At 67.5% G+C, this 13,286-nt stretch carries 12 protein-coding genes; 7 read left to right on the top strand and 5 right to left on the bottom strand.

What is annotated here, in order from left to right; genetic code table 11:
- Nucleotides 1–95: 95 nt before the first annotated feature.
- The gene (gene thrS, locus GV027_RS14895) at nt 96–2,087 is read right to left on the bottom strand and encodes a threonine--tRNA ligase (RefSeq protein WP_159512338.1); all 1,992 of its coding nucleotides are present in this window, start codon (nt 2,085–2,087) and stop codon (nt 96–98) included.
- 322 nt (nt 2,088–2,409) lie between these two features.
- Here thrS and GV027_RS14890 point away from each other — a divergent pair, with 322 nt between their 5' ends.
- A complete protein-coding gene (locus GV027_RS14890; RefSeq protein ID WP_236559245.1) occupies nt 2,410–3,183 on the top strand; it encodes an arylamine N-acetyltransferase family protein in 774 nt (257 codons plus the stop codon).
- Nucleotides 3,184–3,218: 35 nt separating this feature from the next.
- On the opposite strand, the gene GV027_RS14885 is transcribed toward GV027_RS14890, so the two are convergent.
- Both GV027_RS14885 and GV027_RS14880 read right to left on the bottom strand, forming a co-directional pair.
- Complete coding sequence (locus tag GV027_RS14885) at nt 3,219–3,575, bottom strand: GntR family transcriptional regulator (RefSeq protein WP_031394568.1); 357 nt, start codon at nt 3,573–3,575, stop codon at nt 3,219–3,221.
- A 37-nt stretch (nt 3,576–3,612) separates the two neighbouring features.
- Nucleotides 3,613–4,188, bottom strand: coding sequence for a nitroreductase family protein (locus GV027_RS14880; RefSeq protein WP_031394567.1), 576 nt, complete (start codon nt 4,186–4,188; stop codon nt 3,613–3,615).
- A 164-nt stretch (nt 4,189–4,352) separates the two neighbouring features.
- Between GV027_RS14880 and GV027_RS14875 the strand changes: the two genes are divergently transcribed.
- On the top strand, nt 4,353–6,146 hold the full coding sequence (locus tag GV027_RS14875; RefSeq protein WP_159512337.1) for a peptide MFS transporter: 1,794 nt from the start codon (nt 4,353–4,355) through the stop codon (nt 6,144–6,146).
- Between the two features lie 148 nt (nt 6,147–6,294).
- Here GV027_RS14875 and GV027_RS14870 read toward each other — a convergent pair whose 3' ends face one another.
- Nucleotides 6,295–7,287, bottom strand: coding sequence for an aldo/keto reductase (locus tag GV027_RS14870; RefSeq protein WP_159512336.1), 993 nt, complete (start codon nt 7,285–7,287; stop codon nt 6,295–6,297).
- A complete protein-coding gene (locus GV027_RS14865) occupies nt 7,262–8,536 on the bottom strand; it encodes a dicarboxylate/amino acid:cation symporter (RefSeq protein WP_056673571.1) in 1,275 nt (424 codons plus the stop codon). Before GV027_RS14865 ends, GV027_RS14870 begins: the two co-directional genes overlap by 26 nt.
- Before the next feature lie 69 nt (nt 8,537–8,605).
- Here GV027_RS14865 and glmM point away from each other — a divergent pair, with 69 nt between their 5' ends.
- The 5 genes from glmM (at nt 8,606) to GV027_RS14840 (ending at nt 13,180) form a co-directional block, all read left to right on the top strand.
- Complete coding sequence (gene glmM / locus GV027_RS14860) at nt 8,606–9,946, top strand: phosphoglucosamine mutase (protein WP_056673574.1); 1,341 nt, start codon at nt 8,606–8,608, stop codon at nt 9,944–9,946.
- Nucleotides 9,946–10,161: a DUF1272 domain-containing protein gene (locus tag GV027_RS14855; RefSeq protein ID WP_031439763.1), complete on the top strand. Its 216-nt coding sequence runs from the start codon at nt 9,946–9,948 to the stop codon at nt 10,159–10,161. The genes glmM and GV027_RS14855 overlap by 1 nt, the downstream gene beginning before the upstream one ends.
- Before the next feature lie 212 nt (nt 10,162–10,373).
- The gene (thiD, locus tag GV027_RS14850; protein WP_159512335.1) at nt 10,374–11,234 is read left to right on the top strand and encodes a bifunctional hydroxymethylpyrimidine kinase/phosphomethylpyrimidine kinase; all 861 of its coding nucleotides are present in this window, start codon (nt 10,374–10,376) and stop codon (nt 11,232–11,234) included.
- Nucleotides 11,222–11,860 (top strand): ribonuclease HII, encoded by a 639-nt coding sequence (locus tag GV027_RS14845; protein ID WP_159512334.1) that lies wholly within the window; start codon nt 11,222–11,224, stop codon nt 11,858–11,860. Before thiD ends, GV027_RS14845 begins: the two co-directional genes overlap by 13 nt.
- 177 nt (nt 11,861–12,037) lie before the next feature.
- Nucleotides 12,038–13,180 carry a site-specific DNA-methyltransferase gene (locus GV027_RS14840; RefSeq protein ID WP_037531642.1) on the top strand — a complete coding sequence of 381 codons (1,143 nt, stop codon included), beginning with the start codon at nt 12,038–12,040 and terminating at the stop codon, nt 13,178–13,180.
- The last annotated feature ends 106 nt before the right edge of the window (nt 13,181–13,286 follow it).

Raw genomic sequence — 13,286 nt, 5'->3', positions numbered from 1 at the left:
GGAGGACGTATGGGGGTTGCTCCTGTTGTTTCTGACGAAGTATTTGGGCCGGCTTATAGCGCAGAAAGCTCTGCGCGGAAAGCCGGCCTCGTCCATCACATATCGGGAGCGCGCGCCTCGATCGCAAGGCGTGCCACCGCCTCGTCGAGCGACAGCATCTCCTGCCCCTGGCTGCCCAGCCGCCGAATCGCGACCGTCGCCTCGTCCGCCTCGCGCTTGCCGACCACGAACAGCACCGGCACCTTCGCCAGGCTGTGCTCGCGCACCTTGTAGTTGATCTTCTCGTTGCGAAGATCGGTCTCGACGCGGATCCCCGCCTTGCGCAGCGCGGCGACGACACTGTGCGCATAGTCGTCCGCATCCGACACGATCGTCGCGACCACCACCTGCACCGGCGCCAGCCACAGCGGGAAGCGCCCGGCATGATGCTCGATCAATATGCCGATGAACCGCTCGAACGTGCCCAGGATCGCGCGGTGGAGCATCACCGGCCGGTGCCGCTCGCCATCCGCGCCAACGTACGACGCGTCGAGTCGCTCGGGCAGCACGCGGTCCGACTGGATCGTGCCGACCTGCCACGTCCGCCCGATCGCATCGGTCAGGTGGAATTCGAGCTTCGGCGCATAGAACGCCCCCTCGCCCGGCAGCTCTTCGAAATTCGCCTTGATCGTGTCGCTCAGCGTCGACTGCATCACCGCCTCGCGCAGCTCGGCCTCCGCCTTGTCCCACATCGCATCGTCGCCGAACCGCTTCTCGGGCCGCAGCGCGAGCTTCACCGCATAGTCCTCGAAGCCCAGATGCTTGTACACGCTGTCGAGCAGCTCGCAGAACTTGCGCACCTCCTCGACCAGCTGGTCCTCGCGGACGAAGATATGCGCGTCGTCCTGCGTGAACTGCCGCACGCGCATGATGCCGTGCAGCGCGCCATGCGGCTCGTTGCGGTGGCAGCAGCCGAACTCGGCCATCCGGATCGGCAGGTCGCGATACGACTTGATGCCCTGCTTGAAGATCAGGACATGCGCCGGACAGTTCATCGGCTTGAGCGCCATCAGGTCGCCCTCGCCCGACAGGACCGCGCCCTCGTCTTCCACATTGGGGATCTCGTCGGGCACCACGAACATATTCTCGCGATACTTGCCCCAATGGCCCGACTGCTCCCACTGCTTGGCGTCCATCAGCTGTGGCGTCTTCACCTCGGCATAGTCCGCCGCATCGAGCCGCCGGCGCATATACGCCTCCAGCTGCCGCCACAGCACGAAGCCGTTGGGATGCCAGAACACCGACCCCTGCGCCTCGGACTGGAGGTGGAACAGGTCCATCTCCTGCCCGATTTTCCGATGATCGCGCTTGGCGGCCTCCTCCAGCCGGAACAGGTGCTGGTCGAGCTGCTTCTTGTTGAGCCAGCCGGTGCCGTAGATGCGGCTGAGCATCGCGTTCTTCTGGTCGCCGCGCCAATAGGCACCCGACACGCGCGTCAGCTTGAACGCAGCCGGGTCCAGCTTGCCGGTCGACACCATGTGCGGCCCGCGGCACATGTCGAGCCATTCGCCCTGGCGATAGATGGTCAGTTCCTCGCCCTCGGGCAGCTCGGCGGCCCATTCGGCCTTGAACGTCTCGCCCTGCTCGGTCCAGCGGTCGATCAGCTGCTGGCGCGACCAGACCTCGCGCAGGAACGGCTCGTTCCGCGCGATGATCGCCCGCATCTCCGCCTCGATCGCAGGCAGGTCCTCGTCGGTAAACGGCCGGTCCTTCGGCGCAAAGTCGTAATAGAAGCCGTCATCGGTCGCCGGCCCGAAGGTGATCTGCGTGCCGGGAAACAGATGCTGCACGGCCTCCGCCATCACATGCGCCAGGTCATGCCGCACCAGCTCGAGCGCATCCGCCTCGTCGCGCGCGGTGACGAGCGCCAGCTGCGTATCCCCCTCGAACGGCCGGCTCAGATCCCGCACCTGCCCATCGATCCGCGCCGCCAGCGCAGCCTTGGCGAGGCCGGGCCCGATCGCCGCGGCAACATCCGCGGGCGTAGTCCCGGGCGCAACCTCGCGGACGGAGCCGTCGGGAAGCGTAATGCGGAACATGGCAGACATGAGGAACTTTCTCGTGATGGAAGAGCGGCGCTTATGCCGTCGCCCAGCCGATATAGGCAACCCGCCACGCACCGACACCCCACGAACCGCCCCCATGTTCCCCGGCGAAGGCCGGGGCCCAGTTGGGAAACGCCGCTGATGACGGACAGCGCCCAGTCACGCCGACCTCACCACCTGGACCCCGGCCTCCGCCGGGGAACCACCCCCGTCATCCTGACGAAAGTCAGGACCCAGAGCCAAGCAGCGCGCGCCGCGACCCCAGCACGCCGCAATAACCCCGCGCCCCTCCCGAAACTCCACCCCGGCGAAGGCCGGGGCCCAGTTGCGAAACGCCGCTGATGACGGACCGCGCCCAGTTACGCCGACCTCACCACCTGAACCCCGGCCTCCGCCGGGGCGGACCCACCCCCGTCATCCTGACGAAAGTCAGGATCCAGAGCCAAGCAGCGCGCGCCGCGGTGGCTATTGCTTCGAGCATAACCGGCTGTTCCTCGATGCGCTCACAGAACTCGGCTTTGCCGCCCGCCCGGTACTGGCGCGCGTCTGGATCGCCGCAACCGAAGTGCCGCCGCTCACGCACACCTTTTCGCTGGTGACGATCGACGGCCAGGCCTGGATCGCCGACACCGGCTTCGGCGGCAGCTACACGCCCGTGCTCCCGCTCGCCGACGGTGCCGAGGCGACCGCGCCCGATGGCGCGCGCTTCCGGCTCGAGGCGACCAGCCGCGATCACGGCGAACAGGGCTGGATGCTGCTGCGCGACGGCGATCCGATGACCACCGACGGACGCGGCGCGAGCGGCGGGTTCCAGCCGCAATACAGCTTCACGATCGCCGAGGTGTTCGATGCCGATCTGCTGCTCGGCAATCACTGGACGTCGACCGCGCCCGCGAGCCGCTTCACGCAGACCGCGATCGCCAGCATCGTCCTGCCCAACGGTTTCGCGTCGCTGATGGGGCGCACCTATCGCCGGCGGTCGGGCACCGACACGGCGAGCGGCGAGATCACCGACCCGCGCGTCTACCGGATCCGCATGAGCCTGTTGTTCGGGATCGACCTGAGCGTCGAGGACATCGCCGCCCTGAATCTGTTCTGAGTCACCCGCCGCTCGGGATCACCCCGCGGGGCGGCTCAGGCCCGCTCGTGCGCCAGCAGGTCGCGCGCGTCGAGGCCGAGCAGGTCGATATGCCCGAGGATGCGCGGCCAGTGCGTGGTGACGAACGTCTCGCGTTCCGCCACGCGCAGGGCCTCCGCGGCCCCCGGCAGGACGAACATGCCGACGCCGCGCCGGACCTCGACATAGCCGTCGTCCTGGAACGTCTGATAGGCCTTGGCGACGGTCAGCGGATTGGCGCCGTGCTCGGCGGCAAAGGCACGGACCGAGGGCAGCTGATCACCCGCGCGATAGTCGCCGCGTAATATCCCGGCGGCGATCGTGGCGCGGAGGCGGAGATATACGGGGCTGTCTTCGCTGCTGAGCGCTGTCATGCTGCCTTAATACAGCAATTGGCCATTTCGTCGAGTCCTAGGGCCGCCAGCGCGAGACGACACGTTCCATATCGGGGCGGGGCCGTTCGTCGAGCGGGCGCGACGGCGTGCCGACGAACAGGAACCCGGCGATCCGCTCATGACCCTCGCCAAACGCATCGCGCACCGTGTCCGAATAGCTCGGCCAGCCGGTGAGCCAGCCGCCCGCAAAGCCCAGCGCGTGGACCGCGTGGAGCAGGTTCATGCACGCCGCCCCGGTCGACAATTCTTGTTCGAACACGGGGATGTGGCTCGGCTTGGGCGACGACAGCACGACGACCAGCGCGGGGGCCTGGTGCGCGAACTGGTCAAGCGCCTCGATCTCGGTCCGCGACGCGGTCGGCCTCTCGACGCGGTACGCATCGATGATCAGCGCGGCGAGCGCGGTACGCTGGTCCTGGCCGACCACCACGAACCGCCACGGCGCCAGCTTGCCATGATCGGGGGTGCGCGCCGCGATCGCCAGGATCTGCGCAAGCTGGTCGGCATCGGGACCGGGCGCGACGAGGTCGCGCGGCTTGCCCGAACGGCGGGTCGCGAGCAGCGAAAGCGGGCTGGAAGTGTCGTTGAACATCGCCCCGCAGATAGGCACGGGGCGCGGCAATTTACAGCCGCATCCGCGATTTAGCAGGCGGTCCCGCGGCCACCGATATTTACAGTCCCGGCTTTGCCGCTAGGTAAGGCCGCAATGAAGCCGCCGCGTTCGACGGCGGCCCAGCGTTTCAGGGAGCGTAAAAGATGGTGGACACCCCGACCGCGGATACGCCGCGAGAGCCGGATATCACCCATGTGAACCCCGCCAGCGGGGAGACGTGGTTCGGCCATCCCCGCCAGCTCGCGCGACTGTTCACCACCGAGATGTGGGAGCGTTTCGGCTATTACGGCATGCGCGCGCTGCTCACGCTGTACCTCACCAAGCATTTCGTGTTCGGCGATCGCGAGGCGACCGGGCTGTACGGCGGTTATACCGCGCTGGTGTATCTGACGCCGCTGGTCGGCGGCTATCTCGCCGACCAGTATCTGGGCTCGAAGCGCGCGGTGAAGTTCGGCGCGATCATCATGGCGATGGGCTATCTGCTGCTCTGCTTCGGCGGCGAGACCGCCAAGCCCTATGCGACGATCGCCAACCAGCGCTACGAGATCCAGGTCGTCGAGCAGGCCGACAGCGAGGTCCGCTACCTCGTCGACGGCGCGAACAAGCTGAAGATCAAGGGTAACGACGACGGCACCGTCTCGCTGCTCGCGGCGGACGGATCGACCGCGCGCACGGTCGAGAAGGGCGGCTTTGAATCGGGCGCGGAACGCAGCAGCTTCTACGTCACGATCATGCTGCTCGCACTCTGCATGATCTCGGTCGGCAACGGCTTCTTCAAGCCCAACATCTCGACGATGGTCGGCGAGCTCTATGCGCAGGGCGACAAGCGCCGCGATGCCGGGTTCACGATCTTCTACATGGGGATCAACCTCGGCTCGCTCTTCTCGCAGCTGCTCTGCCCGTTCCTCGCGGTCGCGTTCGGCTGGTGGGCGGGCTTCGGGCTGGCGGCGATCGGCATGCTGTTCTCGTGGACGCTGATCCAGTTCGATGGCGGCAAACTCAACGGATATGGCGAGCCGCCGGTGCGCAGCGGCCCCGATCGCGCGCTCGGCATCTATGCGCTCGCGCTGCTCGGCATCCCGATCTTCTACCTGCTGTTCGTCAACCTGATGAACGCCGAGCCGCCGGTGCCCGGATCGGGGATCATCGGCTACATCGTCTCGCTGTCGCTGATGGGCAAATTGCTGTTCGGCACGTTCCTGGTCGCGGTGCCGGGCATCCTGATCTGGTCGTTCGTCAATGGCGAGCGGCGCGAGTTCCAGATGATGCTCGCGGCGATGGTGCTGATCGTGTTCAACGTCGTGTTCTGGACGCTGTTCGAGCAGGCAGGCTCGAGCCTCACGCTGTTCGCGGATCGCAACACCGATCTCAGCGTGTTCGGCCTGTTCAGCATCTCGGCCGGGCAGACGCAGTTCTTCAACGCGTTCTTCATCGTCGCGCTCGCGCCGGTGATGTCGATCCTGTGGACCAAGCTCGCCGCCCGGGGCATCGAGCCGTCGATCCCGGTCAAGTTCGGCATCGCGCTGATCGGCGTCGGCGTCGGCTTCCTGTTCCTCGTCTGGGGCGCGAGCATGGTCGGGCCGACGTTCAAGGTCGCGATCTGGTGGCTCGCCGGGCTCTACTTCATCCACTCCTTCGCCGAGCTCTGCATCTCGCCGGTCGGGCTCAGCATGATCACCAAACTGTCGATCGCGCGCGTCGTCGGGCTGATGATGGGCGTGTGGTTCCTGTCGATCTCGGTCGCGCAATATGTCGCGGGCATCGTCGCGCAGGTCGCCAGCGTCGAGACGGTCGGCGGACAGGTGACCAATCTCAAAGTCAGCCTCGACACCTATGCCGGCGTTTTCTGGACGATCGGGCTGGTCTCGGCGGGGATCGGCGTGCTGCTGCTGCTGATCTCGCCGCTGATCAAGAAGTGGATGCACGGGGTCCAGTAAGCTGTTGGACCGCCGGCATATCATTCCTTCAAACCGTCATCCCCGCGAAGGCGGGGATCCAGACACTCTGCGGTTCGTAAGAGACCACGGGTCGCCAGTCTGGATCCCCGCCTCCGCGGGGATGACGATTATAAGGCAGTAGACCCGGTCAGATCCGCGTCATCGACAGCGCCTTCTCCCCATAGCGCGGCCCCGCCGTGCCACCCCTCGGCGCCGCCGCATCGAGTTTCGCCAGATCGTCCGCCGACAGCGTGACGTCGGCCGCCTTCATGCTGTCCTCCAGCGTGACGCGGCGCTTCGACCCCGGGATCGGCACGATGTCGTCACCCTGCGCCAGCAGCCACGCCAGCGCGACCTGCGCCGGGCTCGCGCCATGCGTGTCGGCGATCGCCTTCACCACCGCGACCATCTCCATGTTCTTGGCGAAGTTTGCGTCCGAATAGCGCGGGTCGTTGCGGCGGTAATCGCCCTCGGGCAGGTCCGACCGCGCGGTGATCTGCCCGGTCAGGAACCCGCGGCCCAGCGGCGAATAGGGCACGAACCCGATCCCCAGCTCGCGGCACAGCGGCAGGATCTCGTCCTCGACCCCGCGCTCCCACAGCGAATATTCGCTCTGCAATGCCGCGATCGGATGCGTCGCCGCGGCGCGCCGGATCGTGTCGAGCCCGGCTTCCGACAGCCCCAGATGGCGCACCTTGCCCTCGCGGACGAGCTCCGCCATCGCGCCCACCGTCTCCTCGATCGGCACGCCCGGATCGACGCGGTGCTGGTAGAGCAGGTCGATCGTCTCGACGCCGAGCCGCTTGAGCGATCCCTCGCACGCGCGCCGCACATTGGCGGGCGTGCTGTCGACGCCGGTCATGCCGTTCTCGTCATAGCGGAAGCCGAACTTGGTCGCGATCACGACGCCGTCGCGCTTGCCGCGGATCGCCTTGCCGAGCAGCTCCTCGTTGATCAGCGGACCATAGATTTCGGCGGTGTCGAACAGCGTCACGCCCAGTTCGATCGCGCGGTGGATCGTCGCGATGCTCTCGTCGGCGGGGGCGCTGCCGTACATGTCCTTGCCGACCCCGGCCATCGGCATGCAGCCGAGGCCGAGCGCGGAAACCTCGAAATCAGGGCCGAGCGTGCGATATTTCATGCGGAATCTCCTCGGCGCCGCCGCCGTGATCGGACCGCGCCGCGACGGAGATAGTGACGGCGGTGTCCATCGTCACGTTCCCGACCGTACGAAACAGGTCGGGAATGGTCTCCACCGCGATGAGCAGACCGAGCACCTCGAGCGGGATGCCCATCGCCAGCGCGACCGGCGCGACCGAGGCGACGAAGCTGATCGTGCCGGGCAGCGAGATCGATCCCATCGTCGTGATCGCCGCGGTCGCGACGCCCGCGGCCATCTGTCCCGGCCCGATCGGCAGCCCCAGCCAGTGCGCGACGTACAGCGCGACCGCGAGGTTCATCGCCGGGCTGGTCGCGCGGAACACCGCGACCGACAGCGGCAGGACGATCCCGGCGGTGGCGGGCGACGCGCCGAGCTCGGTCGAGGCCTTCAGCATCGCCGGCAGCGAGGCGAGCGACGACTGCGTGCTGATCGCCACCGCCTGCGCCGGCGCGACCGCACGCGCGAACCGGCCCAGGCTGACCCGGCCGCCGATCATGCCGATCGGATAGGCGCTCAGCAGGACGATGAAGCCGATCGCCGAGACGCAGACGATATAGTGCAGCAGTGCACCGAACGCCGCCGTCCCGGTGCGCGCACCGACACCGTAGGCGAGCGCGAAGATGCCGATCGGGGCAAGCTTCAGCACCCATTTGATGATGATCAGCAAGGCGTCGACGACCGCCTGGAAGAAGCCGGTCAGCACGCGGCGGCGATCGTCGGGCAGTTTCGTGACGGCGAAGGCGAACGTCAGCGCGAAGACGGTGAGCGGCAGGAACGAATCGCTCGATGCCGCGGCGACGATGTTGGTCGGCACGATCGTGTCGAAGAACGCGCCGATCCCCGGCACCGGCCCGACCGGGGCGGCACCGGTCAGCGCGGCGCGGAGCGCGGCGCCGAGCCCGCGTGGCAGCGGGAAGGCATCGAGGATCAACGGCATCACCAGCGCGGACATGATCGTCGAACTCCACAGGATGACGACGATCATCACCATCGCCCGCATCGTGATCCGCCCGGCGCGTGCCGCCTCGGTCGTCGCGCCGATCCCGGTGACGAGCAGCCCGACGACGAGCGGCACGATCACCATCTGCAACCCGTGCAGCCAGGCCGCGCCGATCGGCTGGGTCACCGCCGTCGCTGCGAGCGCGTGGGCCGGCGACCAGGCGGCCGCGGCGATGCCGATCCCGATGCCGCCGAACAGCGCTGCGAGTATCCGTGTAGTCTGCGACATGCTCGCCCTTCGTGTTCCACCGCGCTATCAGCGATGCCAGAGAGCGATACCGGACGGAAAGCATTGACGATGGCAAGGAAATATTTCGGCACCGACGGCATTCGCGGTGCCACCAACGCATCGCCGATGACCGCGGAGATGGCGATGAAGGTCGGCATGGCGGCGGGCGCCTATTTCCTGCGCGGCGATCATCGCCATCGCGTCGTGATCGGCAAGGACACGCGGCTGTCGGGCTATATGCTCGAATCCGCGCTGGTCGCAGGGTTCACCAGCGTCGGCATGGACGTGGTGATGGTCGGGCCGATGCCGACGCCTGCGGTCGCGATGCTGACCCAGTCGATGCGCGCCGATATCGGCGTGATGATCTCCGCCAGCCACAACCCCTATGCCGATAACGGGATCAAGCTGTTCGGCCCCGACGGCTTCAAGCTGTCCGACGAGGCCGAAACCGCGATCGAGGCGCTGATCGACGGCGACGTGCCGCTGGTCGCATCGAGCAAGATCGGCCGCGCGCGCCGGATCGATGATGCGCAGGGGCGCTACATCCATTTCGCCAAGTCGACCTTCCCGGAAAACCTGCGGCTCGACGGGATGCGGATCGTGCTCGATTGCGCGAACGGCGCCGCCTACAAGGTCGCCCCCTCCGCGCTGTGGGAACTCGGCGCGGACGTCGTCGCGATCGGCGTCACGCCCGACGGCACCAACATCAACGACGGCGTCGGCTCGACCGCACCGCAGGCGCTCGCCGAGACGGTCGTCGCGAGCGGCGCGGATATCGGCATCGCGCTCGACGGCGACGCCGACCGGCTGATCGTCGTCGACGAGACCGGCACGATCGTCGACGGCGATCAGCTGATGGCGACGATCGCGGCAAGCTGGGCGCGGCAGGGGCGGCTCAAGGGCGGCGGCCTCGTCGCCACCGTGATGTCCAATCTCGGCCTCGAACGCCATCTCGCCGCGCAAGGGCTCGGGCTGGTCCGCACCCAGGTCGGCGATCGCCACGTGCTCGAAAAGATGCGGTCGAGCGGCTATAACGTCGGCGGCGAGCAGTCGGGGCACATCATCCTCAGCGACTATGCCACGACCGGCGACGGCCTGGTCGCAGCCCTCCAGATCCTCGCCGAGGTCAAGCGCTCGGGCGCGCGCGCGGGCGAGGTGCTCCACCGGTTCGAACCCCTGCCGCAACTGTTGAAGAACGTCCGGTTCGGCGGCGGCAAGCCGCTCGACGACGAGGCGGTGAAAGCGGTGATCGCGCAGGCCGAGGCCGAACTCGCCGGCAAGGGGCGGCTGGTCATCCGCCCGTCGGGCACCGAACCCGTGATCCGCGTGATGGCCGAGGGCGACGATCCGGGTCAGGTCGGGCGCGTCGTCGACCGGATCTGCGACGCCGTCCGCAAGGTCGCCGCCTGATGCTCGAGATGCGCCCCACCTGCGAACGCTGCGCCGCCGAGCTTCCCGCCGACGCGCCCGGCGCGTTCATCTGCTCGTATGAATGCACCTTCTGCGCCTCCTGCGCCGACGCGCTCGACGAGCGCTGTCCCAATTGCGGCGGCGAACTCCTCGACCGTCCGACCCGGTTCGGCGATGCCCCGCCACAAAGACCCGCCTCGGGCCGGCGGCACTAGACTGGTTCGCGTAAGCACCCCCCCATCTCCACCACCCCGGCGAAGGCCGGGGCCCAGTTGGCAAGGTCGCAGTAACGAAGCGCTGCGCTCACCCAGCAACGGTTCCCAACTGGCCGCCGGCCTCCGCCGGGGTGGTGGCATGGCCCTGTCCCGCACCGCACCGACTATGCCATAGCCCGACCCATGATCTCCAACCCCGCCCGGCACCGCCAATGACCGCGAGACTCCTCATCATCGCCGGCTCCGATTCAGGCGGCGGCGCCGGCATCCAGGCGGACATCAAGACCGTCACGATGCTCGGTGGCCACGCGATGACCGCCATCACCGCGATCACCGCGCAGAACACGCTCGGCGTACAGGCGGTCCACCCGGTGCCCACCGACATCGTCCTCGCGCAGATCGACTCGGTCGTGGCCGACATCGGCGTCGACGCGGTGAAAATCGGCATGATCGGCTCGGCAGAAACCGCCAACGCCGTCGCCGACCGCCTGACGTCAATGTTCTCCCGCGAAGGCGGGAGCCCAGACTGGACTCCCGCCTTCGCGGGAGAACAAGGCGGCGAGGACCGTCGCCTCGCCAGACACATCCCGATCATCTTCGACCCGGTCATGATCGCCAGCAGCGGCTCGGTGCTCGCCGCCCCCGACACGATCGCCGCCTTCGCCCGCCTCATGCGGATCGCCACGCTCGTCACCCCCAATCTCCCCGAACTCGCAGCGCTCGGCGGCGAGGCGGCGGTGCGTGCCCTCGGGCCCGCCGTGCTCATCAAGGGCGGCCACGCCGAAGGCCCGTTCGTCACCGACCGCCTCGTCACCGACGCCGGCGAAACCCTCTGGACCAACCCCCGCATCGAAACCCGTCACGCGCACGGCACCGGCTGCACCCTCGCCAGCGGCATCGCCACCGGGCTCGGCCAGGGCATGCCGCTCGACGCAGCCATCGCGCGCGCGATCGCGTTCGTTCGCGCCGCGCTTGCGCAGCCGCCGGGGCTTGGCGCAGGGCACGGGCCGATGGGGCACGCGCTCGGCGTCAGCCCGTTCGACCAGCTGAAAGACCGCACATGCCCGGCATGAAACATGAAAAGCTCTGCGTCGGCCCCGTCGCCGGCGTCGACGAGGCCGGTCGCGGTCCGCTCGCCGGCCCGGTCGTCGCCGCCGCGGTGATCCTGCCCGCGAAGGGCGTGCCCCGCGGCATCGACGATTCGAAGAAGCTCTCCGCCTCCGAACGCGAACGGCTCTGCGCGCGCCTGAAAGGCTGCGCTATCGTCGGTATCGGCATCGTCGAGCCCGACGAGATCGACACGCTCAACATCTACTGGGCGACGATGAAGGCGATGACGCTCGCGGTCGACGCGCTCGCCACCGAACTCGGCCACGCGCCGGGCCACGTCCTCGTCGACGGCAACCGCCTGCCGCGCTGGACCTACCCCGCAACCCCGCTGGTCGGGGGCGATGCGAAATCGCTGTCGATCGCCGCCGCCTCGATCGTCGCCAAGCACACGCGCGACTTGATCATGATCGCCGCCGCCGACGTCCACCCCGAATATAACTGGCATTCGAACAAGGGCTATGGCTGCGCGCACCACATGAAGGCGCTGCGCGATCATGGCCCCACACCGATTCATCGCCGCAGTTTCGCCCCCGTCGCGGCGGCCTATCTGACGCGCGAGGGCCTTTTCGCGAAGGAAACGACGAGCTGAGTCTTTCGCGCCACACCCCAAGGGCTTGAGGCGCGAGTCTGTCACGACTCAACATCTGGGCGACGGCGACTCGTTTGGTCGCACCGACGGATTCGCGCGCGCGCGCCGTTCATGAAACTCTGCTTGACGGAGTCGGACAATTCCGCAGCTATGGGGGTCGACAAGGGGCGCAAAAACATGGGTTTGATCGACACGATCGCGCGACCGCGCGCGGTAAAGAAGGGAACGGCGCCGGCCGTGCAGCCCGCGCTGCCGCTCGACCAGATCCTGCGCGGCGATTGTATCGAGCGCATGAAGGCGCTGCCGTCGAACTCGATCGACATGATCTTCGCCGATCCGCCCTACAATCTCCAGCTCGGCGGCGAACTCTATCGCCCCGATGGCAGCCATGTCGACGCGGTCACCGACGAGTGGGACAAGTTCGACACCTTCGCCGCCTATGACCGCTTCACCCGCGCCTGGCTGAAGGAAGCGCGCCGGATCCTCAAGGACGATGGCAGCATCTGGGTCATCGGCAGCTATCACAACATCTTCCGTGTCGGCGCGGCGGTGCAGGATCTCGGCTACTGGATTCTCAACGACATCGTCTGGCGCAAGACCAACCCGATGCCCAATTTCCGCGGCACCCGCTTCACCAACGCGCACGAGACGCTGATCTGGGCGTCGAAGGGCGAGAAGGCGAAATACACCTTCAACTACCGCGCGATGAAGACGCTCAACGACGAGCTGCAGATGCGCAGCGACTGGGAATTCCCGATCTGCGGCGGGCCCGAGCGCTTGAAGAAGAACGGCACCAAGGTCCATCCGACGCAGAAGCCCGAGGCGCTGCTCTACCGGATCCTGCTCGCGTGCACCAAGCCCGGCGACGTCGTGCTCGACCCGTTCTTCGGTACCGGCACCACCGGTGCGGTCGCCAAGCGGCTGGGGCGCAGCTGGATCGGGATCGACCGCGAGGGCGAGTATATCGAGGCGGCGCAGGAGCGGATCGAGGCCGCGCTGCCGCTCGACGAATCCGCGCTGGCGACGATGATGAGCCCGCGCGCGCAGCCCAAGGTCGCGTTCGGCGTGCTCGTCGAGAATGCGTATCTCGCGCCCGGCACGGTGCTGACCGACGGCAAGCGCCGCTGGCGCGCGACGATCCGCGCGGACGGCTCGCTGCTCAGCGATTGCGGCACGATCGGCTCGATCCACAAGCTCGGCTCGACGCTCCAGAACGCGCCCGCCTGCAATGGCTGGAGCTTCTGGCATTACGAGAGCGACAAGGGGCTGAAACCGATCGACGACCTCCGCCAGACCTATTTGCTGGCGACGACGGTCTAGCGAATTGCCGTTCGTGCCGAGTAGAGACCGAGCGTAGTCGAGGGCTCGTATCGAGGTACATGCCCCTCGATACGGCATCTCGACGTGCTCGATGCCTATACGGGAC

Origin of the sequence: Sphingomonas sp. T1, from assembly GCF_902506585.1 — a bacterium.
In the GTDB taxonomy this organism is placed as follows: domain Bacteria; phylum Pseudomonadota; class Alphaproteobacteria; order Sphingomonadales; family Sphingomonadaceae; genus Sphingomonas; species Sphingomonas aerolata.
This window is presented reverse-complemented; position numbering and strand designations above follow the sequence as displayed.